This window comes from Nocardioides sp., assembly GCF_041913365.1.
In the GTDB taxonomy this organism is placed as follows: domain Bacteria; phylum Actinomycetota; class Actinomycetes; order Propionibacteriales; family Nocardioidaceae; genus Nocardioides.
In genome coordinates, this window is record NZ_JAYSFM010000003.1 from 468,583 (window position 1) to 491,465 (window position 22,883).

At 66.9% G+C, this 22,883-nt stretch carries 20 protein-coding genes; 9 read left to right on the top strand and 11 right to left on the bottom strand.

Annotated elements, in window-relative coordinates; translation table 11 throughout:
* Positions 1–21: 21 nt before the first annotated feature.
* From ACE3QY_RS10665 to ACE3QY_RS10675, 3 genes are read right to left on the bottom strand one after another with little or no spacing between them, the layout of a single operon-like run.
* Positions 22–924 (bottom strand): acyl-CoA thioesterase, encoded by a 903-nt coding sequence (locus ACE3QY_RS10665; RefSeq protein ID WP_374455992.1) that lies wholly within the window; start codon positions 922–924, stop codon positions 22–24.
* A gap of 48 nt (positions 925–972) precedes the next feature.
* Positions 973–2,121 (bottom strand): acyl-CoA dehydrogenase family protein, encoded by a 1,149-nt coding sequence (locus ACE3QY_RS10670; protein ID WP_374455993.1) that lies wholly within the window; start codon positions 2,119–2,121, stop codon positions 973–975.
* A 1-nt stretch (position 2,122) separates the two neighbouring features.
* Positions 2,123–3,184 carry an alcohol dehydrogenase catalytic domain-containing protein gene (locus ACE3QY_RS10675; RefSeq protein WP_374455994.1) on the bottom strand — a complete coding sequence of 354 codons (1,062 nt, stop codon included), beginning with the start codon at positions 3,182–3,184 and terminating at the stop codon, positions 2,123–2,125.
* A gap of 424 nt (positions 3,185–3,608) precedes the next feature.
* On the opposite strand from ACE3QY_RS10675, the gene ACE3QY_RS10680 reads away from it, so the two are divergent.
* Complete coding sequence (locus tag ACE3QY_RS10680; protein WP_374455995.1) at positions 3,609–4,709, top strand: hypothetical protein; 1,101 nt, start codon at positions 3,609–3,611, stop codon at positions 4,707–4,709.
* A 120-nt stretch (positions 4,710–4,829) separates the two neighbouring features.
* Here the strand turns inward: ACE3QY_RS10680 and ACE3QY_RS10685 are convergent, their stop codons facing one another.
* The 5 genes from ACE3QY_RS10685 to ACE3QY_RS10705 all read right to left on the bottom strand — a co-directional run bounded on the left by ACE3QY_RS10685 (position 4,830) and on the right by ACE3QY_RS10705 (position 9,978).
* A complete protein-coding gene (locus ACE3QY_RS10685) occupies positions 4,830–5,492 on the bottom strand; it encodes a TetR/AcrR family transcriptional regulator (protein ID WP_374455996.1) in 663 nt (220 codons plus the stop codon).
* Between the two features lie 68 nt (positions 5,493–5,560).
* Positions 5,561–6,373: an enoyl-CoA hydratase/isomerase family protein gene (locus ACE3QY_RS10690; RefSeq protein WP_374455997.1), complete on the bottom strand. Its 813-nt coding sequence runs from the start codon at positions 6,371–6,373 to the stop codon at positions 5,561–5,563.
* Positions 6,360–6,914, bottom strand: a complete 555-nt coding sequence (locus ACE3QY_RS10695) for a hypothetical protein (protein ID WP_374455998.1) — start codon at positions 6,912–6,914, stop codon at positions 6,360–6,362. The genes ACE3QY_RS10690 and ACE3QY_RS10695 overlap by 14 nt, the downstream gene beginning before the upstream one ends.
* Positions 6,915–7,219: 305 nt before the next feature.
* A complete protein-coding gene (locus tag ACE3QY_RS10700) occupies positions 7,220–9,187 on the bottom strand; it encodes a pyruvate dehydrogenase complex E1 component subunit beta (RefSeq protein WP_374455999.1) in 1,968 nt (655 codons plus the stop codon).
* Positions 9,188–9,213: 26 nt separating this feature from the next.
* Positions 9,214–9,978, bottom strand: a complete 765-nt coding sequence (locus ACE3QY_RS10705) for an SDR family NAD(P)-dependent oxidoreductase (RefSeq protein ID WP_374456000.1) — start codon at positions 9,976–9,978, stop codon at positions 9,214–9,216.
* A 272-nt stretch (positions 9,979–10,250) separates the two neighbouring features.
* Here ACE3QY_RS10705 and ACE3QY_RS10710 point away from each other — a divergent pair, with 272 nt between their 5' ends.
* From ACE3QY_RS10710 to ACE3QY_RS10735, 6 genes are all read left to right on the top strand, one after another.
* Entirely contained in the window at positions 10,251–11,786 is a 1,536-nt protein-coding gene (locus ACE3QY_RS10710; protein ID WP_374456001.1) for a Re/Si-specific NAD(P)(+) transhydrogenase subunit alpha, read from the top strand.
* 2 nt (positions 11,787–11,788) lie between these two features.
* Entirely contained in the window at positions 11,789–13,228 is a 1,440-nt protein-coding gene (gene pntB, locus ACE3QY_RS10715) for a Re/Si-specific NAD(P)(+) transhydrogenase subunit beta (RefSeq protein ID WP_374456002.1), read from the top strand.
* A gap of 62 nt (positions 13,229–13,290) precedes the next feature.
* Positions 13,291–14,631 (top strand): crotonyl-CoA carboxylase/reductase, encoded by a 1,341-nt coding sequence (gene ccrA / locus ACE3QY_RS10720; RefSeq protein ID WP_374456003.1) that lies wholly within the window; start codon positions 13,291–13,293, stop codon positions 14,629–14,631.
* A 10-nt stretch (positions 14,632–14,641) separates the two neighbouring features.
* The gene (locus ACE3QY_RS10725; protein WP_374456004.1) at positions 14,642–14,887 is read left to right on the top strand and encodes a hypothetical protein; all 246 of its coding nucleotides are present in this window, start codon (positions 14,642–14,644) and stop codon (positions 14,885–14,887) included.
* Positions 14,888–14,984: 97 nt separating this feature from the next.
* A complete protein-coding gene (locus ACE3QY_RS10730) occupies positions 14,985–15,431 on the top strand; it encodes a DUF2000 family protein (RefSeq protein WP_374456005.1) in 447 nt (148 codons plus the stop codon).
* Between the two features lie 112 nt (positions 15,432–15,543).
* Positions 15,544–15,735 (top strand): DUF6527 family protein, encoded by a 192-nt coding sequence (locus ACE3QY_RS10735; protein ID WP_374456018.1) that lies wholly within the window; start codon positions 15,544–15,546, stop codon positions 15,733–15,735.
* Between the two features lie 96 nt (positions 15,736–15,831).
* Here ACE3QY_RS10735 and ACE3QY_RS10740 read toward each other — a convergent pair whose 3' ends face one another.
* A complete protein-coding gene (locus ACE3QY_RS10740; RefSeq protein ID WP_374456019.1) occupies positions 15,832–16,797 on the bottom strand; it encodes a DMT family transporter in 966 nt (321 codons plus the stop codon).
* Positions 16,798–16,874: 77 nt separating this feature from the next.
* Here ACE3QY_RS10740 and ACE3QY_RS10745 point away from each other — a divergent pair, with 77 nt between their 5' ends.
* Positions 16,875–17,792: a LysR family transcriptional regulator gene (locus ACE3QY_RS10745; RefSeq protein WP_374456006.1), complete on the top strand. Its 918-nt coding sequence runs from the start codon at positions 16,875–16,877 to the stop codon at positions 17,790–17,792.
* 353 nt (positions 17,793–18,145) lie between these two features.
* On the opposite strand, the gene ACE3QY_RS10750 is transcribed toward ACE3QY_RS10745, so the two are convergent.
* On the bottom strand, positions 18,146–19,660 hold the full coding sequence (locus tag ACE3QY_RS10750) for a serine/threonine-protein kinase (protein WP_374456007.1): 1,515 nt from the start codon (positions 19,658–19,660) through the stop codon (positions 18,146–18,148).
* A 91-nt stretch (positions 19,661–19,751) separates the two neighbouring features.
* Positions 19,752–21,125 (bottom strand): serine/threonine-protein kinase, encoded by a 1,374-nt coding sequence (locus ACE3QY_RS10755; RefSeq protein WP_374456008.1) that lies wholly within the window; start codon positions 21,123–21,125, stop codon positions 19,752–19,754.
* Between the two features lie 72 nt (positions 21,126–21,197).
* On the opposite strand from ACE3QY_RS10755, the gene tyrS reads away from it, so the two are divergent.
* Complete coding sequence (gene tyrS / locus ACE3QY_RS10760; protein ID WP_374456009.1) at positions 21,198–22,463, top strand: tyrosine--tRNA ligase; 1,266 nt, start codon at positions 21,198–21,200, stop codon at positions 22,461–22,463.
* Positions 22,464–22,883 lie beyond the last annotated feature (420 nt).

Here is a 22,883-nt window from a genome sequence, read left to right on the forward strand (position 1 = left end):
TGCGCGGCGGGTACGCAGCCTTTAGGCCGGGTTGGCTCCATCGAACGCCGTCGATGCGTGGGGTCGGATGAGACCCTCTTGCGCCACTGATGCGACAAGCCGCCCGTCAGCAGTGAACACGCGTGCGAAAGCCAAGCCGCGGCCTCCTGAGGCCGAGGGCGAGCGCTGGTCGTACAGCCACCACTCGTCGGCACGGAACCGGCGGTGAAACCAGATGGTGTGGTCCAACGATGCGGCTTGCAGGTTGGTGTTGCCGAGGAACGGGCCGTGGGGCAACATCGTTGCTGCTAGCAGCGGCATGTCCGATGCGTAGGTGAACGCAGCGAGATGCTGCAGCTGGTCGTCTGGGAGCCGACCGTTGACGCGAATCCACAGCCGCGAGCGAGCCGGCACCTCGCGGTCAGCCAGGCCTCCGCCGGGAGCCGATGAACCGGCGTCGCGGACGTCAAAGGCGGCCCACTCTCGTTCCCACGCGCGGGTGATGGCGGCCGACACGGCGTCAGGATCTGGTGGGCCATGCACGAGGGCGGGACAGGCCTCGGGTTCGGGCACCCCCTCGGGAAGCAGTTCGTGATGTTCGTATCCGCCCTCCGGGACCTGGAAGTTGGCTGCGGTCACAAAGATGGGCCGACCGTGCTGGCGCGCCAGCACGCGGCGTGTCGCAAACGATCGACCGCTACGCAACGTCTCGACGTCATAGACGATCGGGACGGAGGGGTCACCCGGGCGCAGGAAGTAGGCGTGGAACGAGTGCACGTCGAAGCCCGGAGGTGCCGTGCGGGTGGCCGCCACGAGGGCATGAGCGGCGACCTGCCCGCCGAAGACGCGCTGGACGTCGGTGTCAGGTTGGCGACCTCGGAACAGGTTGTCCTCGATGACTTCGAGATCCAGCAGGTTTACCAGTTCGGCCACTGAACGGGGCATGGCTGTCCTCTGAGGCAGGGTTGGGCACGGGCTGGTGTCGTGCGGTGCCTAGGAGCCCATGACCGAGCGAGCGATGACGGTTCGCTGGATCTCGTTGGTTCCTTCGCCGATCTCCAGGATCTTCGCGTCGGAGTAGAACCGCGAGATCTCCGACTCCCTCATCCATCCATAGCCGCCGTGCACCTGCAGGCTGGCGCTCGCAGCGCGGTTGGCGACCTCGGAGGCGTACAGCTTGGCCATCGCCGCGGCCTGGCCGAACGGCAGCCCGACGTCGGCCAACCACGCCGCGCGGAACACCATCCAGCGAGCCGCTTCCACCTCGGTCGCCATGTCGGCGATCTTGTGGCTGACGGCTTGGAACTGATGGATGGGACGGCCGAACTGCTCACGATCGGTGGCGTGGCGAACTGCGAGCCTGAGCGCGGCATCGGCAAGGGACAGGCTCAGCGCTGCGACGCTGATACGTCCGGGATCGAGGACCTCCAAGAACTGGCGCAGGCCGTTTCCCTCATCGCCGATCAGGTGGTCGTCGGGAATCCAGCAGTCCTCGAAGACGAGCTCGCGAGTGTCGCTGGCGTTCCAGCCGAGCTTCTGCAGCGGAGCGCCCATGGAGTACCCCTCGGTGTCCTTGGGGATGAAGAACGTGCCGAAACGCTTGGGCTCACCGGGTTCGCTCGTCACGGCCAGGATCGTCACGCCCAGGCTCATGTCAGTACCTGCGTTCGTGATGAACATTTTGTTGCCGTTGATCAGCCAGCCGCCGGCGTCGCGACGGGCTCGCGTGCGGATACCTGACGCATCCGAGCCAGCGGTGGGCTCGGTCAGCCCGAACGCCCCGATGTGCGTGCCCTCGGCCAGCGGCCGCAGCCACCGCTCCTTTTGCTCGTCGGTGCCGAACCGCGCCAAGGGCAGGGATGCGATTGTCGAGTGGGCGTTCCAGCTGCAGGCCACGGACTGGTCGGCGCCGCCGAGCTCCTGCATCGCGACGACGTAGGCGACATAGCCGGCGTCGGCTCCGCCGTACTTGGCATTGACCAGCATGCCCATCAGCCCGAGTTCACCGAGCTGCTTGAAGATCTTGGTCGGAAAGACGTGCTGCTCTGACCACTCAGCCGCGTACGGGGCGATCTCCTTGGCGGCGAAGGTGCGGCACAGGTCGCGCAGCTCGACGTGCTCGTCGTCGAAGGTGAAGTCCATGTCAGATGTCCTTTGCGGGTGAGAGAAGAATCTTGAGCTCGTCGGCGGGCCCGGCGGAGAGGTTCGCGAAGGTGTCTGGTGCCTGCGAGAGGGGTCGTACCGTTTTGACGAACGGGCCCGGATCGAGTCGGCCGGTCGCCATCAGCTGGAGCACCCGCTCGATATCGCGGTTGTACCCGAGCGAGCCGACGACCTCGCGCTCGTACAGAACCAGCTGTCGCAGCGGGAATGTGAGCGCGGAATCGGTGATGCCGGCGATGCTCAGGCGTCCTCCGCGACGCAAGGAGGTCAGTCCGAGCTCGAACGCTTCGGGCCGCCCGGTCGCCTCGATGGCACGGTCGGGTCCGACACGGCCCGACCGAAGAAACACCTCGCGACGCACATCCACCGTCAGCGGGTCGAAGACCTCGGTTGCCCCCACGTGCAGCGCGAGCTGGGCTCGTGCGGCGGACGGCTCACTGACGAACACGGCGCCCGCGCCCAAGCTGATGGCGCCGAGGAGTGAGGCGATCCCGATGGGGCCGGCGCCGGTGATGAGCACGGTGTCACCCGCTCCAACGCCGGCGCGTCGAGCGGCGTGCAGTCCGACCGCGAGTGGTTCCGCGACAGCAGCCCACACGGCCGGGACGCCGTCGGGGACGGCAATCACGTTCACTCGGGGGACCACCACGAAGTCCGCAAGCCCCCCGTCGGCAGCGAGGCCGATCGACCCGCCCTGGGCACAGATGTGGTAGTCACCTCGCTGGCAGGCAGCGCAGTCGCCGCAGCGCAGGCAGGGGTCGACGGTCACGAGCTGTCCGATCTCGAGGTCGTCGACGTGACTGCCGACGGATGAGACGTAGCCGGCGAACTCGTGACCCAAGGTGATGGGGGGCCGCGCGCCGGTGAGCGGGTGCTCGGCGGTGCGGATCATCTGCGGACCGTGGACGTACTCGTGAACGTCGGTCCCGCAGATGCCACACACTTCGACCTCGATCACCACATCGTCGGGTCGCTCCGCGGTGGGCTTGGGCGTCTCCTCGAGACGGAGGTCGCCGTTCCCGTGCCAGCGCAGTGCCTGCATTCTGCTCTCCCGCGTTTAGTGGACTGATCGGTCCAATCATCACTCACGCGAGCTCGTACGTCCAGTAGCGGGTGAAAGAACTTCCTTCTGGGTGTGCTTTCTCACTCTGTTTGGCCGCCGACAGGGCGCATCAGTCGTGCCGGATCTGGACGTCTTGAGATTCGTGAGCTGCGACATACGGCCTGGATGACGACGTGCCTGCTGTCGGGTGTGGTGCGCCCGCCCATCGCGAGCGGCGTGTCGCGAGCGCGGCTGCGGCGGCACGGTAAGGCTTGGCCATGTGACTCGACGACACCAGCGAAAGCACGATGGGAAGCCTCAGGTCCGACGACGCACCAAGCCCACGGTGACCGAGGCCCCGGGCCCTCCTTTGCGGATGGCTGTGGTGACTTCGCCGCAGAACCGGGCTGGAGGGGCGCCAACGATGCGGGGCGACGTGACTCTGGTCAAGAGCGCGCTGCTCTACGCCGACGAGGTGGAACTGCTGGGCCTAGCAGCGAGCCTGGTGTACGCGACTGGGATGGCTCCGGCGGCCTCCTCGCCCACGCTTGCCGAACTCATCGAGCTCACAGAGATCGTGAGCGACGAGGTGCGGATCACACCGGAGATCAGGACAGCAGTCGCCTACATCGAACGTGCCGAGCGCAAGGGGCAGCCTTTACCTCTCGAGTGGCGAGAGGACCTGGAGTCGGTGCGTGAGTTCAGGTCGAAGGCCGGGAAGATGCTCGTCGATTCGAGTGAGAAGATGGCCAGGAACACGGGATTGTGGGACCTCCGGCCGGCTATCGACGCGCGGGTGGTCACGGTCGCCGATCTCGGGTTGCGCCGCGCCGACACACTTCGTGCGGTCGTCGGCAAGTCCACGGGCAGTGACGCCGAGGTGAAGGCTTGGATGGACGGCATCGTGAAGCGCCTGTCGGATGCGCGAACCCACTTGCTGTTCGACCAGGAGACGGCATCGTTTGTCGATGCGATGGTTCGCGAGGGGGTCGTCGGCATCTCTAGCGCTGGACGACTGCTGCTCGGCAAGGCGGCGATGGGTGCCGGCCTGGTGGCCAAGCTTCCGACGTTCGAGGGGGCGAGTGTCGAGGAGTTGCTGGAGCTCCGTTCCGACTTGAGCATGCCGTTGACTCGGTACCGTGCGGCAGTCGTGCGCTTGTCTAAGACGATCCCAGGCATTCCGGTGACGGAGTTGGACGCTGCTGTTCAGGCCGAGTGGGAGGCGTCGGTCGCACCTGCTCTCGATGACTTGTCGACCGGGCTCATCGAACATGGCCTGGTCCATGAGCTGAGCAAGCAGGCAAGGCTCGACACTGCCGCCTACCTGACGCTTGCCTCCGGCCTCTTTGTCGGAATGGATCAGCTCACCGACCTTGGCAAGCTCGCGTCCGGGGTGGCTGCCTCGATCCCGGCCATCGGGGGAACGCTCGGCAAGGCGTCGGTTGCCGTCGGCGAGAGACGCTCAGCGTTCAAGCGCCACGACTTCTACTACCTCCACGCGGCCGACGAGGCACTCGCGAAATAGGCCGGGCATTACGCACAGAACAGCGGCCCGGAGCCGACTTGCTGGTCCGGGAGGATGACGGTGGTCGCCGAACGTCGACAGATCCGGACATCATCGTCACCTTCTTGCGAAGTGATGCATCTATGCGATCCGCTCGGAGACCAGGACCTGTCTGGCGGCCGATTCGGCCCGGCGGATCGCAGTCGGCTTGGCGCCGAAGCCGCCCATGAGGGTGGCGAAGTAGGTGGCCGACAACGTGTCAGGGTCGAGCTCGGACCCGGGGCGGGCCCACTGGTAGGTGTGGTTGTGCATGTTGAGGAACTGCAACATCAGCAGTCGGGCGTCAGCGTCCTCGATCTGGCCGCTCGTGATCGCGTCTTGCAGGAACGCGGTGACCTGGCGCTCGAACTGGTGTCGTTGCTCCAGCACCCGCTGCCGGTTCTCCTTGGAGAGATGCCGGTAGTCGTGCTCGTAGACCCAGATGTGCTCGAGCCTGCTGAAGATGACGTCCAGCAGGTGCTGAGACAGCAACCGAAGGCGCACCAGGGCGGGCTGATCCAGCAGGGCGAGACGTTCCGCCTCCTCCAGGAGCGGCCCGAGCACGCGGTTCTGGATCTCGACGAGCAGCGTCTCCTTGGAGTCGATGTAGTGGTAGAACGCACCTTTGCCGAGCCCGACCTCGCGACACAAGTCAGCTGTCCCGGTGGCGGCGTACCCGCGCGTCGCGAACAGCGCTGCGGCCTGATCGATGATCTGCTCGCGCCGGGAGTCGAACTCCGGCCCGTGACCAGGTGGGCGGGGCAATTGGGGCCTCCTCGGCGGGGTAGCGAGCGTGGATGTCCGATTCTAGGGGCGAGATCGAGCCAGAGCGTTCAAGACGTCCGGCGTCGGTTGAGGAACACAGACATTGCCGTGGAGCGATCCTCAGTGGCGAACATTCCGGCAAGGAGCGCGCGCTCGAGGGCGAAGCCCGAGGGAGCGAGAGGGGCGGCGGCGTCGACGCATGCCTTGATGGCGCGAATCGCGTAAGAGGGTGATTGCGCGATCTCATGAGCTAGTTCGAGCGCGCGCGCAAAGGACTGGCCGGGCTCGGTGACTTCATCGAGCAAACCCAGGCTGTGAGCCTCCTGGGCCGCTAGCCGCCGCCCCGACATGATGAGCAGCTTGGCCGTGCTGCGCCCGACGATCTGGGTGAGCCGCTGCGTACCACCCGATCCGGGCAGGATGCCGAGCTTGACCTCGGGGAGGCCAACGCTGCAGTCTCGGGCACCGATGCGGATGTCCGCTGCCAGGGCCAGTTCCAGACCACCGCCCAGGGCGTAACCCTCGATGGCGGCTACGACCGGCATCGGCAACTCGGCAACGGCGGTGAACGCTCCGTGAAGCCGGGCGTTCCACGATGAGATCTGCTCGTATCCCATGGCGGCGAGAGCCTTGATGTCGGCGCCGGCGGCAAAGTTCTCGCCGCCGTGGACCAAGCACACCCGGATCGAGTCGTCGTCCGCGACGTCTCGGACCGCGTGGATCAGGGCGTCGCGCATGTCGTCGTCGAAGGGGTTCATCGGCGGACGGTTGAGCTGGATGGTGGCGACGCCTGTTGCGGAGTCCACCTGTACGAGGACATGCCGTCCAGCCTGCGCCTGCACAGGCTCGTCGCGTTCCTCAACGGGGTCATGACTGGTCATCGTGCATCTCCCTGCTGATCGATTCCCTGGCCGACCGAAGCAGGGCGGCAGAGGTCTCCAATGTGGTGCCGTCCCCGGGCGCCAAAGTCAGCTTGACGGTGTCGAGCACGGCCACGGTGAGCGATCCCGAAGCAGTGGGGGAGAGTCGTGCGACCGGTGCTCCCAGCGCGATGACCGGATGTCGGCTGGGAGCGAGGGCGACCTCCTCGACCTCCAGGTCGGTGAGGTCCACGAGTTCCAGCCTCACCTCTGCCCGATCGACAGAATCCATCGTCTTGTGCTGGCGTAGGCGCTCGGCAACGGCGTCATCCGTGAGGTCCTCGATGGCCTCGATCACAACGTCGCGGTGCGCGCCTGCAAGCGAGGGAATCCTGAAGCGCACGTGGCATGGAGCAGGATCGATGTGCCGGAGCACGCGGGCCGCGGCCAGCGCCGCCCGGGCCAGTCGCCGTTCCGGTGTCGTGTCCGGTGGTAGCTGGGCACGAACGCGGAGCGAGACTGCGAGTTCACGGGCCGGCTCGCCGCCGCCCGCAATGGTCATGTTCCTCTCGCCGCGGGGGCTGAGTACCTCGGTATGACGTGCCGGCGGAGTCTGGCTGGCCTGGGCAGGTTCGCGACGTCCTGTGCTAGAGGGAGCAGCCTGCTGCTCAGCTTTGCTGATGTGCCCCTCGATGGTCGCCAGTCTGACGACATCGGGCCGATCGGAACCCTTCAGCACGGACTCCAGGCCGATGCCCGCATCTCGCATGAGTGCACGCGCGGCAGGGGTCGCGACTGGTCGGGAGAGCGAGCGGGGGGGAGGTGCAGGCTGCTCGGCCCAGCCGGGAGCGGTGGTTCTCGCAGCCGTCACGTCGTGACCACCCGTCGCACGGTTTCCACGATTGCGTCCTTCCCAGGCAGCCAGAGCCGCTCCAGGGCCGGAGCGTACGGCGACGGCATCGCGGGAGGTGCGACGCGAGCGACCGGTGCGTCGAGGTACCAGAAGCCCTCATTCGCGGCCAGGGCTGCGATCTCCGCTCCCACGCCGAAGTCCTGGACGGCTTCGTGCGCGATCACGAGGCGGTGAGTGCGAGAGATCGATTCAAGGATCGTCGCTCGGTCCAGGGGGCTGATGGTGCGCAGGTCGATCACCTCCGCACTGATGCCTGACTCCTCGAGGGCTGAAGCGGCGTCAAGTGTGGATGCGAGCATGCGCGACCAACTGACCAACGTGACGTCGGTTCCGGGTCGGACGATCTTCGCCTTGCCGAGGGGAATGATGTGGTCGGGCTCGGGCCGGGGGCCCTTCATTCCGTACTGGAGCCGGTTCTCGACGAAGACGACCGGGTTGGGATCGCGGATGGCCGCACGCATCAGGCCGTAGGCGTCGGCAGGGTTGGAAGGCATCACGACCGTGAGCCCGGGGATGTGGGCCAAGATCGCCTCGAGGCTTTGCGAGTGCTGGCTGCCCGAGGAGCGTCCCGCGCCGAACTGGGTCCGAACCACGAGGGGCATCTCCACCGCACCCCCCGTCATGAACCCGAGCTTCGCTGCCTGGTTCATCAGGCCGTCGAGGCAGACGCCGATGAAGTCCATGTACATGATCTCGACGATGGGTCGCATGCCGGCCATCGCGGCGCCCACGGCGGTGCCGATGACGGCGGTCTCCGAGATGGGGGTGTCACGAACGCGTCCGGGGTAGAGGTCGGGCATGTCGCGGAAGAGGCCGAACACGTTGCCCTGAGCGACGTCGATGCCGGCCATGAACACGGTGGGGTCGTTGTCCATCTCGTAGGTGATGGCTTCCCGGATGGCGTTCATGGTCTTGAACGTCTCGCCCCGCGGCTCGGGGGGCTCTGCGATCTCGAGGCGGGGAGCGGTGACGTAGTCGTGGAGGGACTCTGGAGCCGGGTCGGGTGCGGAGCGGGCAAACTCGACCGCCTCATCGATCTGACCGCGGATCTGGTCGTTGATTGCGTCGAGGTCGTGCTGCGAGGTGCCGAGGGAGACCAGTCGCTCCGCGGTGATCACGAGAGGATCGCGCTCCTTCCACTGGGACAGCTCCTCTGGTGTGCGGTAGCGCTCAGGGTCGCCCTCGTAGTGGCCGTGCCATCGGTAGGTCTCGGCCTCGAGGATGACCGGCCCCGATCCTGATCGGACCTGGGCAATGACCTTGCTCATGGCCGCGGCGACCTTCTCGACGTCGTTGCCGTCGACGTGCACGTACGGCATGCCGTAGGCCGAGGCCCGCTCGGATAGCGAGACGGGGTGCTGGTCATCGGCGTGCGAGAACTCGGAGTAGTGGTTGTTCTCGCAGAGGAAGATCACCGGGAGCTGCCAGACCGCTGCCAGGTTCGCGGACTCGTGGAACATGCCCTGCGCGACTGCGCCGTCACCGAAGAACGAGACAGTCACGCTGTCGGTGCCCTTCAGTTGGGCAGCGGTGCCGGCGCCAACGGCGATCGGCATCCCGGCTCCCACGATGCCGTTGGCGCCGAAGATGCCGCGCGTGGGGTCGGCGATGTGCATGGAGCCGCCTCGGCCCTTGCAGGTTCCCGACTCCTTGCCCATGAGCTCGGCCATCATCGGCACCGGGTCCAGGCCCTTGGCCAGGCAATGTCCGTGACCGCGGTGGTTGGAGGTGATCACGTCGTCATCGCGCAGATGCCAGCAGGCGCCGACCGCGGAGGCCTCCTGCCCGATGGACAAGTGGACGAAGCCAGGGACCTCCGTGGCCTTGTAGAGGGTGGACGTGCGGTCCTCGAACTCGCGGATCAACCTCATCCGTCGGTACATCTCGATCAGGTCTGACGCACTGGGGCCGGCGATCTCCACGGCCGCGTCGTCGTACTCGGTGCTGGTCACCATGCCTGCCAACCTCCATCCACGGACAGGGTCGTTCCTGTCACATAGCTCGATGCGTCGCTGAGCAGGAACGTGACGGCTCCAGCCAGCTCATGTGGTTCGCCCGTGCGTCCCATCGGCGTTCGTCGCACGATGTCGTCTCCCCAAGCGCTCTCTAGAAGACCGTGGCTCAGGTCGGTGTCGTAGTAGCCGGGTGCGAGGGTGTTGACACGCACCCCACGATCCGCCCACTCGACAGCCAGTGTGGTGGTCAGCGCGTCGACCGCCCCCTTGCTGGCTGCGTAGGCGGCGATGCGTGGGAAGCCGACGCGGGCATGGACCGAGCTCACGTTCACGATCGAGCCTGGCTCAGGCTGGCTGAGCATCACTCGGCCGGCTGCTTGCGCGCAGATGAACGTCCCGATCGTGTTGGTCTCGAGAATCTGTCGGAACGTTTCAACCTCGAGCGCCTCGCTACGGGCAAAGGACGGACTGATGCCTGCGCAGTTGACCAAGCCGTCAAGGCGACCAGCGGAGAGGATTCCGCTGGTCGCGAGGATCTCATCGACCTCGGCCTCATCGGCGACCGAGCCGGGCGCAACGATCACCTTGTGGTCGCCGTGCTCTGCAGCGAGGGAGTGAAGGGTCTCAGCGGAGCGGGCGGTCGCAACGACCGTGGCGCCGTCGTTGACCAGGCCCGACGCGATCGCTCGTCCCAGGCCCCTCCCGGCCCCGGTCACCCAGATGGTCTTCCCCTCGAGAGGGCGTTCTCCACTCGTCATCGGCACTGTCCTTGATCGGCTTTGTCTTACGGCGTCTCGCTGGAGACGCCTCCACCATAGAGTTATATGTACTGATCGGTCCACTAAACTGTACAACGAAATTGCTGGTTCCCGAACCGCCGGGGTGGGCGTGAGTGGCGTCACATGGGTTTTCATGTACCGATCGGTCCAGAAAACGTGTACGGTGCCGCATCAACGAGTCCGAAGTCACCGCACGCGCAGCGCGAATTGACGCTCACGGTGACCGCCGCCTGCAGGGAAGCGAGGCACACATGCGCATTGGAATTCTCCGAGAAGCTCGGAGGGGGGAGACGCGCGTCGCGGCAACACCGTCGACTGTCTCCCAGTTCGGCAGTCTCGGATACGACGTCGTCGTCCAAGCCGGCGCTGGCACCGCTTCCGGATTCGTAGACCTCGCCTACGAAGAGCAGGGCGCCCGCATCGGTGACCCGCTGGAAGCAGAGATCGTGTTCGGGGTCAACGCCCCCACCCTCGAACAACGTGACCGATTGAGACCAGGCACGACGCTCGTCGCCATCCTCAACGCACGCCTGGATGACGTACTCGTTGCTGATCTGGCTGCCCGACCGATCACAGCACTCGCGATGGACGCCGTTCCACGGATCTCCAGGGCCCAGTCCCTGGACGTCCTCTCCAGCATGGCCAACATCGCCGGCTACCGCGCAGTGGTCGAGGCAGCTCACGAGTTCGGGCGCATGTTCACCGGCCAGGTCACTGCGGCCGGCAAGATCCCGCCGGCACGGGTCTTCGTGGTCGGCGCCGGCGTCGCTGGGCTGGCCGCGGTAGGGGCCGCAACTGCGATGGGCGCAATCGTGCGCGCGTTCGACGTGCGCCCCGAGGTAGCCGAACAGGTCGAGTCCATGGGCGCCCAGTTCGTGACGGTCGACTTCCAAGCCCAGGAGTCCACCGACGGCTACGCCTCCCAGATGACAGCCGAGCAGCAGGCAGCCACCGCCACGATGTACGACGACGAGGCCCGCCAAGCTGACATCGTCATCACCACAGCTCTGATCCCCGGCCAACCAGCCCCCCAGCTCCTCACTGCGGAGACGATTCGCTCGATGGCGAACGGGTCTGTGATCGTCGACCTGGCAGCCGCAAACGGTGGCAATGCAGCCCTCACTGTGCCGAACGAGAGGGTGGTCACCAGCAACGGCGTCACGATCCTCGGATACACCGACCTGCCCGGCAGGCTTCCTGCGCAGGCCTCGCAGCTCTACGGCCAGAACCTGGTCAACCTGATGAAGCTGCTCACCCCCGCCAAGGACGGTGTGCTCGTGCTGGACTTCGACGACGTCGTGCAGCGCGGCATCACCGTTGTTCGTGGTGGCGAGTTGACCTGGCCCCCGCCCCCGGTCAGCGTCTCCGCCACCCCGAACCAGACGCACTCGGACGTACCGCCAGTTGTGCGCGAGCCGGCCAAGCACCGCTCGTCCACATCACCCGCCGCCAAGGTAGGCCTGACCCTTGCGGCCATCACTGCGTTCGGATTCCTGACCGCGACAGCTCCGGATCCAATCCCGCGACACCTCACCGTTCTCATGCTCTCGGTCGTCATCGGCTACTACGTGATCGGCAAGGTCGCCCACGCGCTCCATACCCCGCTGATGTCGGTCACCAACGCCATCTCAGGCGTCGTGGTCGTCGGCGCGATGCTGCAGATCCCCAGCGACGACGCACCGGTTCGGTCGCTGGCCACGCTTGCGGTTCTTCTTGCCTCCATCAACATCGTCGGAGGCTTCGCCGTCACACGCCGAATGCTCGCCATGTTCAACAAGGGAGCCTGATCATGGACGTCATCTCGATCACCGTGGCGGCTTACATCGTCGCCTCGCTGCTCTTCATCCTGTCACTGGCTGGTCTGTCGAAGCACGAGTCCGCCAAGGCCGGACTCAACTACGGCATCATCGGCATCACCGTCGCACTTGCGGCGACCACAAGCCTCGTGGTGCACCGGGCGAGCGGGTTGCAGCAGGGCTGGCTACCCATCGGCCTCATGCTGGTCGCCGTCGTCGTCGGCGGTCTGGTCGGCCTGTGGCGGGCGCGCGTCGTAGAGATGACCGGAATGCCCGAGCTGATCGCAGCCCTACACTCCTTCGTCGGCTTGGCAGCCGTCCTGATCGGCTGGAACGGGCACATCAACGGCCCGCACCTCGAGGGTGGCACCGCGAGCGATATCGCCCAACTGGTCAACATCCATGAAGCCGAGGTCGCTATCGGCATCTTCATCGGAGCGGTCACCTTCACCGGCTCCATCGTGGCCAACCTGAAGCTCTCGGCGCGGATGAAGTCCCGCCCCCTGACCCTGCCCGGAAAGAACCTCATCAATCTCGGCGCGCTCGTCTTGTTCACCGTGTTCACGGTGCTCTACGTCCTCACCGACGCTCACCACGACCGATCGGCCGACGCGCTTCTCGGCGCCGTAACGGTCGTCGCGCTCATGCTGGGCTGGCACTTGGTCGCCTCCATCGGTGGGGGAGACATGCCCGTCGTCGTGTCGATGCTCAACTCCTACTCGGGCTGGGCTGCAGCGGCATCCGGCTTCCTGCTCGGCAACGACCTCCTCATCGTCACCGGCGCACTCGTGGGATCGTCGGGTGCGTACCTGAGCTACATCATGTGCAAGGCCATGAACCGCTCCTTCATCTCCGTCATCGCCGGCGGGTTCGGCATCGAGGCGCCCGCCTCGACAACAACTGACTACGGAGAGCACCGAGAGACAGACGCAGAACGGGTCGCGGAACTGCTCAGCAATGCAAGATCAGTCGTCATCACACCTGGCTACGGGATGGCCGTTGCCCAAGCGCAGCACCCCGTCGCTGACATGACAGCGAAGTTGCGCGCCCAAGGCGTCGACGTGCGCTTCGGCATCCATCCCGTCGCCGGCCGCCTGCCCGGACACATGAATGTGCTGCTGGCCGAGGCGAAGGTGCCTTACGACATCGTCCTGGAGATGGATGAGGTCAACGGCGACTTTCCTGACACCGACGTCGTGCTGGTCATCGGTGCGAACGACACCGTCAACCCAGCGGCCGCCGAGGACCCCACCTCGCCGATTGCCGGGATGCCGGTCCTCGAGGTCTGGAACGCCAAGGACGTCGTGGTCTTCAAGCGCTCCATGTCGACTGGGTACGCCGGCGTCCAGAACCCCCTCTTCTTCCGCGACAACGCATCCATGCTGTTCGGCGACGCCAAGGACCGCGTCGAAGACATCGTCGCTGCCCTCTAACCCACCTCAGGAACTGGCTCGGCGATGCACTCGCGCGAACCATCAAATCCAGGAGTCACCCCGTGCAGAACATCCTCGAAGCCATCCAGTCCGGGAACGCCACCTCGGAGGACTTCGCCTCCCTGGAGCTCCCCGAGTCCTACCGCGCCGCCTTCGTGAAGAAGGACGAGGTCGACATGTTCGAGGGCCTCGCGGCCAAGGAGAAGGACCCGCGCAAGTCGCTCCACGTCGAGGAGGTGCCGCTGCCCGAGCTGGGTCCCGGTGAGGCCTTCGTCGCGGTGATGGCCTCGGCGATCAACTACAACACCGTGTGGACCTCGATCTTCGAGCCGGTCTCGACCTTCGGGTTCCTGGAGCGCTACGGCCGCAACAGTGAGCTGACCAAGCGTCACGACCTGCCGTACCACGTGGTCGGCTCCGACCTGTCCGGCGTGGTGCTGAAGACCGGGCCGGGCGTCACCCGCTGGAAGCCGGGTGACCGCGTGGTCGCGCACTGCCTGTCCGTCGAGCTCGAGGGCCCCGACGGCCACAACGACACGATGCTCGACACCGAGCAGCGGATCTGGGGCTTCGAGACGAACTTCGGCGGCCTGGCCGACGTGGCGATGGTCAAGGCCAACCAGCTGATGCCGAAGCCCGAGCACCTCACCTGGGAGGAGGCCGCCTCCCCCGGCCTCGTGAACTGCACGGCGTACCGCCAGCTGGTCAGCAAGAACGGCGGCGACATGAAGCAGGGCGACAACGTCCTGATCTGGGGCGCCTCCGGCGGCCTCGGCGGCTTCGCGACGCAGTACGCCCTCAACGGCGGCGCCACCCCGGTGTGCGTGGTCTCCAACGAGGAGAAGGCCCAGATCGCCCGCAGCATGGGCGCCGAGCTGATCATCAACCGCTCGGAGGAGGGCTACAAGTTCTGGAACGACGAGGGCACCGAGCAGGACCCGCGCGAGTGGAAGCGCTTCGGCGCCCGCATCCGCGAGCTCACCGGCGGCGAGGACATCGACATCGTCTTCGAGCACCCGGGCCGGGAGACGTTCGGCGCCTCGGTGTTCGTCACCCGCAAGGGCGGCACCATCACCACCTGCGCGTCGACCTCGGGCTACATGCACGAGTACGACAACCGCTACCTGTGGATGAACCTCAAGCGGATCATCTCCAGCCACTTCGCCAACTACCGCGAGTCGTGGGAGGCCAACCGCCTCATCGCCAAGGGCAAGATCCACCCGACCCTGTCGCGGACCTACACGCTGGACGAGGTCGGCCAGGCCTCGCTCGACGTCCACCAGAACGCCCACCAGGGCAAGGTCGGCGTGCTCTGCCTCGCCCCCGAGGAGGGTCTCGGCGTCCGCGACCACGAGATGCGCGCCCAGCACGAGACCGCGATCAACCGCTTCCGCGGCGTCTGAGGAGATACAGATGATGCAGATGATGCGACGAGGCGAGACCACGCCGGAGACCTGGCTGGTGGTGGCGCCTCACGAAGAGCCACCGTGGGGTTCGCAGACGCCATGGGGTCTGGCGCACATCCGCAAGGACGGCGAACTAATGACCGCCTGCGGTGTCAACACCATCGGTTGGAAGGTGTTCTGGATGCTCAGGTTCCCGCTCGGGGTGCCGACGCCGTGTCCGGACTGCCGCGAGGCCCTTGCCGCCCAGTCGTAGGTAACGAGCAGACTGGCCGTCAACCTTCAGCGGTCGCCGTCCCGGCATGCGCCCCAGCCACTCCAGCCCCGAAACCTGACACGGAGTCACTACACCTATGGACACCTCCTACACCGCAGATGGCATCGCACCTGTCCGCTTCGACACCAAGGTGGTTGTTGTCCTGGTCGACGACCTGATGGCCTGGCAGGAGCTCAACGTGACTGCCTTCCTCATGAGTGGAATCGCCACCAGCCAACCGGACCTTGTTGGGGAGCCGTATGTCGATGCGGACAGCAACAAGTACCTCCCCATGCTGCGGCAGCCCGTGATGGTCATGTCAGCCAGTTCCCAGACCCTCGCGGCGGCACGCTCGAAGGCGATGAGTCGCGAGATTCCGATCGCTGTGTACACCCGCGAGCTCTTCGCAACGGGGCACGATGAGGCCAACCGCGCGGCGGTGGCAGAAGTGGCTGCTGCCGATCTCGACCTCGTTGGCATTGCCCTCCTCGGTCCCAAGAACGCCATCGACAAGGTCGTCAAGGGCGCCTCGATGCATCGCTAAGTCTTCACTCGGCATCAATTTGCGGGAGTTCGGTATGGAAACCACGCTGCTGACCACCATCTTCGTCCAGTCCGTACCGGGACGGCTGCGAGAAGACACCTTGTATGTAGCAATGGAGCACCGGACGGCAGTCCACCTTTGCCTCTGCGGATGCGGCGCCCAGGTTGTGACACCTCTAGGTCCGAACGACTGGGTTCTTCGCTTCGACGGCACCGTTTCGCTGAGTCCTGCGGTGAGCGATGTCAGCAGGCGAGCATGTGACTCGCGCTACCTGATCCGCAATGGCCGAGCTGAGTGGCTGTAGTCAACGTTGACCGAAGGAAGCAGCGTTGCGGCTCGGTGACACCGAGAGTTCGTGGACGACGGATCGTCCACGTGCAACCGCATCCAGGGCGCAGGACTAGCCGTGTGGCACCCCGATGATCGACGCGTCCCGACGTGGGGGAGCGGGGTGGCTGACCGCGGCTGCGGCGACTATGGCGACCATCCCGATGGTCTTGAGGAACGTCATCTGCTCGCCAAGCAGCACCACAGCGATACCAGTGGCGACGACAATCTCAACGAGCGTCAATAGCGACACGGTGGTGGACGGCAGACCCGACTGAAGTCCGCCGAAGAAGAGGATGTAACCCAACACCGTTGGGCCGATCACTACCCAGGCAAACCACGCCCATCCTTCTCCAGTGGCATCGATCGCCGGCCAGCGCCGCCCCGAGGCGATGATGACTAGCGTCGTCAGCGTGCCGCCTACAGTGAAAGAGGTTGCGATGAGATTGATCGACGTCAGTCCAGGGATTCGCTGACGATTGAGCACGGTGGTCGTACCGAACGCGATGCCAGAAGCGACCGCCGCGACGATACCCACCGTGGCTTCCCCGCCAGGGGCGGGCGAGCTGGCGGTCACGTCAGTCACCAGCAGCAGCCCAGCGCCCGCAAGCGCAAGTGCGCACGCCTCAGCCGGCCTGGGCAAGCGGCGGCGCTGGCACGCAGAGACGAGTACCACGAAGCTCGGAGCCGCTCCAAGCGTGATGACGGTCGCTGTGGCCACGCCGATGCGTTGCACTGCCACGAAGTACGCCGCCGCGAATGTGGCGGCCAGGCATCCGGTGGCGAAGATGTACGAGCACGCGCGCCCCGTCAGGCGTAGTCGCCGGAGATCTCCGGTGGCGCCTGCAACCGCGAACATGAGCAAGCCTCCGACGAGCAGTCGCACTCCTGAGACATCGACCATCGAGACAGGCGATAGCGCGCTCATCTTTGCCACTGCGGGACCCATCGTTCCCCACAGCGCAGCGCCGGCAAGGACGAGAAGGATGCCTGTCTGATGCTGATGTTGCGACGCGACGTGTGGGGCATTGCGGGTCATGGTCACGTCGAAATCGTCCCGCCAATTGGCATGCAGCACAATCGAACATATCTGGATGGGGCATTAAGATCTACTGCATGCAGATCGATCCTCGGCGGCTGACCGTCCTGCTGACCGTGCATCGCGCTGGCGGTGTCATCGCGGCGGCTGCCCAGTCTCATCTCTCTCCGTCCGCGGTCTCTCAACAGATCGCCAAGCTCGAGCGTGAGTTGGGATTCCCAGTGCTTGACCGCCAGCCCTCTGGCTCGGTACTAACGCCCGTTGGCCGCCTCCTGGTCGAAGCTGCGGAACGCATCGAGGCGGAGTTGGCTGACGTTCGCCAAGCAGTGGCCGGAATGGGCGGCGAGCCGTCGGGCAAGGTCGTCATCGGGGGCTTCCGATCGGCGTTGCGCGGGCTGGTCCTTCCGCTTGTTCAAGAGCTCCGTGGACGGCTGCCGAACGTCGATGTCCATGTGCTGGAGTCGGAAACCGAGACTGGCGCCACGGAACTTCGCAACGGTGTCCTCGACTTGTTGTTGGCCGAGGCCGATGCCCCCGTCGGTAGGACCCAACCGCGAGGTACGCGGGACATCACGCTCTTGGACGACCCGTGGCTGGTCGCAGTTCCTGCGAGCATGCCAAGGCCCCGGACAACCACGGACCTCAGCCACCTGGACTGGCTCGCTGTAGACGAGAGCGCCGCTGCCCATGGGGCGACCCAACGCCTGATGTCGCAATTGGGTGTGACAACCCCAGCCCCCCACCGCTACAGCGACTATGACATCGCACTGGCGATGGTGGATGCCGGATTGGGGGCGGCTCTGCTGCCCGCACTCGCGATGTCCACTACCACTTCCATCCCGCAAGGCGTCCAAGTGGTTGCCATCCCGGGCCTCGAACGCCGGATCATCATCGCCCGACACCGATTGGGACGCTCCGGACCGAACCCGGTCACTGTCCAAGTCCTCGACGAACTTATCCAGCATGCCGCACGAGTTGCGGGAGCCCACCGGTGAACTGACCTCGGCTTATCGGACCGGTGGCCGATCGGAGTGCGCGTCGAGATCCCGAGGCCGGACCTCGCGAGCGGTGGCACCGCACTTCACCGGTTGAGGCGCGCCGATGGGTCGATTGAGCATCGGCCTCGGATATTGCTACGGAGTGACGGCCTGCTCTCGGGGGAGCTTCCACTGGGCGCGTGGAGGTAAGACAGGACTTCGGTCTGGCCGACCGGGCAGTCAATCAATCAAGCCGCGTGGGGCCGGGTCGCGATGAGGCTTGAAGCGAAGACTCGGCGGATAACTCCATGGGTGGGTCGTGGGTTCGAGCCCCACCCGCCCTACGAGCCCTTCCAGCCCCGTGTGCGTCCTCAGCCCTCGCCGGCGATCAGCAGCTGGTCGCCCTGCTGCGCGAGCTGCAGCTCGCCCTGCTCGGTCCTCGTCCTGCCTGAGGTGGTGACGTAGTCGATCGTGTAGGACGCCGTCAGGGCGGCGCGGTCGACCTCGATCGCGGAGGGTGTCGCCGACTCGATGGTGCCCCAGAAGCCGGCATAGCGGTCGTAGCCGCCGCTCTCCTCCTGGAACTCCGGCGTCAGCATGGTCCACGTCTCCTCGGGGTCTGAGGTGACGGTGGCGAAGTAGTCCTCCACGAACGCCCTCATGTCCGCAGGTGTGGTGCCCGTGACCTCCGGGCTCGGCTCCGTGCTGGCCTCTCCGGAGGGCGTGGATCCTTCGGACGGCTGCTCGGAGCCCCTGGAGTCCTTCGTCGGCGACGGTGCCTCGCTCGCCGGGCCGGAACTGCTCTCCGTCTGCGCGCCGTCGTCGGGCCGGAGCTGCCAGGCGCCCAGTCCGGCGAGCACCACCAGGGCGAGCACGGCGACCGCCCGGCCCAGGGGGAAGGATCGCGACGGCGCGTCGCCACCGTCGGCCGGTGGTCCCGGGGGAGGCGCCACCGGGGTCGCGGGGAACGACGTGGTCCGCGTCGGGGAGTCGTCCTCGTCGGGTCCGGGCGTCATCGGGACCGGTGCGGCCATGGGCGCGGTCGCCTCCGCCGTCCGATCGGGGCGCGCGGCGACCGCGGGCGCCCGGCTCGGGAGTCCGCGGGCGGCCAGGCGCAGGTCGTCACGCACCTGCTCGACGGGCCACCGCTCGGCCGGGTCCTTGGCCATCGTCACGGCCAGGAGGCCCGCGAGCGGGTGGTCCGACGGTAGCCGCGGTGGGTCCTCGTGGACGATCCGGTAGAGCCCGCCCATCACGTTCCCGCTGACGTCGTACGGCGGGCGGCCGGTGAGCGCGTAGAGGAGCGTGCCGCCCAGCGACCACACGTCGCTGGCCGGCGCCGCGGGCGACCCGGAGGCGACCTCGGGGGCGAGGTAGGCGGGGGAGCCTGTGATGAATCCGGTCTGGGTGAGGGCGGCGTCCGTGCCGGAGCGGGCGATGCCGAAGTCGGCCAGCTTCGCGTGGTCGTCGTCCCCGACCATGATGTTGCCGGGCTTGACGTCGCGGTGCACGATGCCGGCTCGGTCGGCCTGGACGAGTGCGTCAGCGGCCTGGGCCACGATCCCCGCGGCCCGGGTCGGGGGCAGCGGACCTTCCTCGGTGACCACCTGCGTGAGCGTGCGTCCGTCGACGTGCTCCATCACCAGCCAGTAGCAGTCCTCGTCCTTCACCAGGTCGAAGATCGAGACGACGTGCGGGTGGTTGATCCCGGCTGCCAGCCGGGCCTCCCGCTCGGCGCGGGCGATGTCCTGCCCGGTGGTGCCGGGGAGCAGGCCGATGCGCTTGATGGCGACGGTCCTGTCGAGCAGCGTGTCGTGCCCGAGGTGGACGGAGCCGGCTCCGCCGCGTCCGATCTCCCGCTCGAGCGTGTACCTGCCTGCGATCACGTGGGCCCCTTTCGGTGGGCTCCCGACACGCTAACCACCGCCCCGGGCACGCCTTCACACCCGTGGGGACCTGTGTCCGCGACGCCCGCGCTCAGCCCTCGCCAGCGATGAGGTACTTGTCGTCGAAGCGCTGCAGCTGCAGCCGCACGCTCTGGGTGTCCTTGCTGCCGGACTTGAAGACGTAGTCGACGGTGTAGCCCACCGTGAGGTCGGACGGGTCGCTCTGGATGTCCGCCAGCCTCGCGCTGCGGACGGTGCCCCACCACCCGATGTAGCCGTCGTAGCCGCCGCTGGCGTCCTGGAACTCCGGCGTGAGCTGGTCGAAGGCCTTGCGCGGCTGCGTGGTCACCATCGAGAGGTAGGACGTGATGAACGCGTCCATCTGCTCGCGGGTGTCCTCGGCCGACAGCGGCGGGGCGGTGCTCGACGTGGTCTCGGAGGTCGTGGGGGAGGTCGGAGTGTCGTCCTCGACCGCCTCGGGCGTCCCGCGGCCCGCCCAGACGTAGGCGGCCACGATCGCCGCGACCGCGAGGACGGCGGCGAGGGCGATCCAGGCGTACGGCGCCCGGCGGCGGTGCGGCTGCTCGGGGCCGGCGACCGGGGCGGAGCGCACGGTGGGCATCGCGCCGGTGCGTTCGCCGTTGACGCGCATCGCGGGTGCGGCCGTGACGGTCGAGCGCTGGCCCCGCGAGAGGCGGTCGAGCTGGTCGCGCACCTTGTGCATCGGCCAGCGGTTCTCCGGCTCGCGGGTCATCATCACCGACAGCAGGCCGGCCATCGGGTGGTCGCCGGGCAGCCGCGGCGGGTCCTCGTGGACGATCTTGTAGAGCGCACCGATCAGGTTGTCGCCCACCTCGTACGGCGGTCGTCCGGTGACCGAGTGGTAGAGCGTGGCGCCCAGTGACCACACGTCGCTGGCCGGCGTGGCGGACGAGCCCGACGCGACCTCGGGGGCCAGGTAGGCGGGCGAGCCGGTGACCAGCCCGGTCTGCGTGAGGGAGGCGTCGTCGGCTGACTTGGCGATGCCGAAGTCGCTGAGCTTGGCGACGCCGTCCGAGACGAGGATGTTGCTCGGCTTCACGTCGCGGTGCACGATCCCCGCCTCGTGTGCCTCCGCGAGCGCGTCGGCCGTCTGCGCGAGGTACGTCGCCGCCTCGGTCATCTCGAGAGGTCCGGACGCGCGCACCATCTCGCTGAGCGTGCGCCCGTCGACGTACTCCATGACCAGCCAGTGGACCTCCTCCTCCTCGACCAGGTCGAAGACCGAGACCACGTGGGGGTGGTTGAGCGCGGCGGCCAGGCGGGCCTCGCGGCCGGCGCGCTCGAGCGCGGCCTGCTCACCGGACAGGATCCCGATGCGCTTGATGGCCACCGTGCGCCCGAGCACCTCGTCGTGCGCGAGGTGGACGGTCCCGGAACCGCCGCGACCGATCTCCCGCTCGAGCGTGTACCTGCCTGCGATCACGTGCCGTACCTCCTCCTGCCTCGCCCTAGGCTAGTGCCCGTCCACTAACCCACCTCACCCGAAGGAACCCACGTGACGACCCCGAATGTCCTCGACGAGCTGGAGTGGCGCGGCCTCGTCGCCCACTCCACCGACCGCGACGCGCTCCGCGCGGCGCTGGGCGAGGGGAGCGTCAAGTTCTATGTGGGCTTCGACCCGACCGCCCCGAGCCTCCACATGGGCAACCTGGTCCAGATCCTGACCGCGAAGCGGCTCCAGGAGGCCGGGCACACGCCGTACGCCCTCGTCGGCGGCGCCACCGGCATGATCGGCGACCCGCGCGAGAGCGGCGAGCGCACCCTGAACTCCCTCGACCTCGTCAAGGAGTGGGTCGAGCGCGTGCGCGGCCAGATCGAGCCGTTCCTCTCCTTCGAGGGGAGCAACGCGGCCACCATGGTCAACAACTACGACTGGACCGCCTCGCTGTCGACGATCGACTTCCTGCGCGACATCGGCAAGCACTTCCCGGTCAACCGGATGCTCGCCCGCGACGTGGTGAAGTCGCGCCTCGAGGCGGGCATCAGCTACACCGAGTTCTCCTACGTCCTGCTCCAGTCCATGGACTACCTCGAGCTGCACCGCCAGCACGGGGTGACGCTGCAGTTCGGCGGCTCGGACCAGTGGGGCAACCTCACCGGGGGCGTCGAGCTGATCCGGCGCGCCGACGGCGGCAAGGCGCACGCCTTCGCCACGCCGCTGATCACCAAGGCCGACGGCACCAAGTACGGCAAGACCGAGGGCGGCGCGCTCTGGCTCGACGCCGACATGCTCTCGCCCTACGGCTTCCACCAGTTCTGGCTCAACGCCGAGGACGAGAAGGTGGGGGAGCTGCTGAAGGTCTTCACGTTCCTCACCCGCGAGGAGATCGAGGACCTGGAGCAGCAGACGGCCGACAAGCCGTTCCTGCGCGCCGGGCAGAAGCGCCTCGCCGACGAGGTGACGGCGTTGGTCCACGGGCAGCACGAGGTCGAGCAGGCCAAGGCAGCGGCCGCGGCCCTGTTCGGCGGCGGGGACCTGGCCTCGATCAAGCCCGACACCCTCGGCGCAGCGCTCCGCGAGGCCGGCGGTACGACGGTCCCGGCCGGCGAGCTGCCTGGGATCCTGGACCTCCTGGTCACCGCCGGGCTCGCCAAGAGCAAGGGGGAGGCGCGCCGGACGGTCGCGGAGGGCGGGGCCTACCTCAACAACGTCCGCGTGGAGGACCCCGAGCTGCAGCCGACCGAGGCCGACCTCGTGGCCGGCTCCTGGCTGGTGCTGCGGCGCGGGAAGAAGAACTTCGCGGGCATCGAAGTGGCCTGATCGGAGCTCGCCAAGGCCTGACTGCTGGGGTCGTGCCGGGCGGGCGACGCGCCCGTCCGACACGCCCCACCCGTCACAACAGGCCTCTGACCTGCGGAAACGTCAGTGTGCTCGCGGTCACAGCGCCTCGATTTGCGCGTTGTCATGAGTACGCATACTGTTCTCTCTGTCGCCAGGGAGCGGCGGGGAGCAAGACCGGTCAGGTCGGGCTCCCGGCCCCGGGCAGGACAACCCGAAGCGGTCATCGGTCACGGTGACACCAGTGGGTCAGAGCGAAACAGCCCGCGATTTGCGCGGACAGAAAGTCGCTCGCTAAGTTTGACCAGTTGCCTCACGCAACCGAGATCCTCACCGGATCGCGATGTGGGTGCGTCTGATTCTTGAGAACTCAACAGTGTGTTTGATTAGTCGACGAATTAG

Coding starts and splice junctions, on each gene's coding strand:
- ACE3QY_RS10665 (WP_374455992.1), bottom strand. CDS start 924: ATGCCCCGTTCAGTGGCCGAACTGGTAAACCTGCTGGATCTCGAAGTC.
- ACE3QY_RS10670 (WP_374455993.1), bottom strand. CDS start 2,121: ATGGACTTCACCTTCGACGACGAGCACGTCGAGCTGCGCGACCTGTGC.
- ACE3QY_RS10675 (WP_374455994.1), bottom strand. CDS start 3,184: ATGCAGGCACTGCGCTGGCACGGGAACGGCGACCTCCGTCTCGAGGAG.
- ACE3QY_RS10680 (WP_374455995.1), top strand. CDS start 3,609: ATGCGGGGCGACGTGACTCTGGTCAAGAGCGCGCTGCTCTACGCCGAC.
- ACE3QY_RS10690 (WP_374455997.1), bottom strand. CDS start 6,373: ATGACCAGTCATGACCCCGTTGAGGAACGCGACGAGCCTGTGCAGGCG.
- ACE3QY_RS10695 (WP_374455998.1), bottom strand. CDS start 6,914: ATGACCATTGCGGGCGGCGGCGAGCCGGCCCGTGAACTCGCAGTCTCG.
- ACE3QY_RS10705 (WP_374456000.1), bottom strand. CDS start 9,978: ATGACGAGTGGAGAACGCCCTCTCGAGGGGAAGACCATCTGGGTGACC.
- ACE3QY_RS10710 (WP_374456001.1), top strand. CDS start 10,251: ATGCGCATTGGAATTCTCCGAGAAGCTCGGAGGGGGGAGACGCGCGTC.
- pntB (WP_374456002.1), top strand. CDS start 11,789: ATGGACGTCATCTCGATCACCGTGGCGGCTTACATCGTCGCCTCGCTG.
- ACE3QY_RS10725 (WP_374456004.1), top strand. CDS start 14,642: ATGATGCAGATGATGCGACGAGGCGAGACCACGCCGGAGACCTGGCTG.
- ACE3QY_RS10730 (WP_374456005.1), top strand. CDS start 14,985: ATGGACACCTCCTACACCGCAGATGGCATCGCACCTGTCCGCTTCGAC.
- ACE3QY_RS10735 (WP_374456018.1), top strand. CDS start 15,544: ATGGAGCACCGGACGGCAGTCCACCTTTGCCTCTGCGGATGCGGCGCC.
- ACE3QY_RS10740 (WP_374456019.1), bottom strand. CDS start 16,797: ATGACCCGCAATGCCCCACACGTCGCGTCGCAACATCAGCATCAGACA.
- ACE3QY_RS10745 (WP_374456006.1), top strand. CDS start 16,875: ATGCAGATCGATCCTCGGCGGCTGACCGTCCTGCTGACCGTGCATCGC.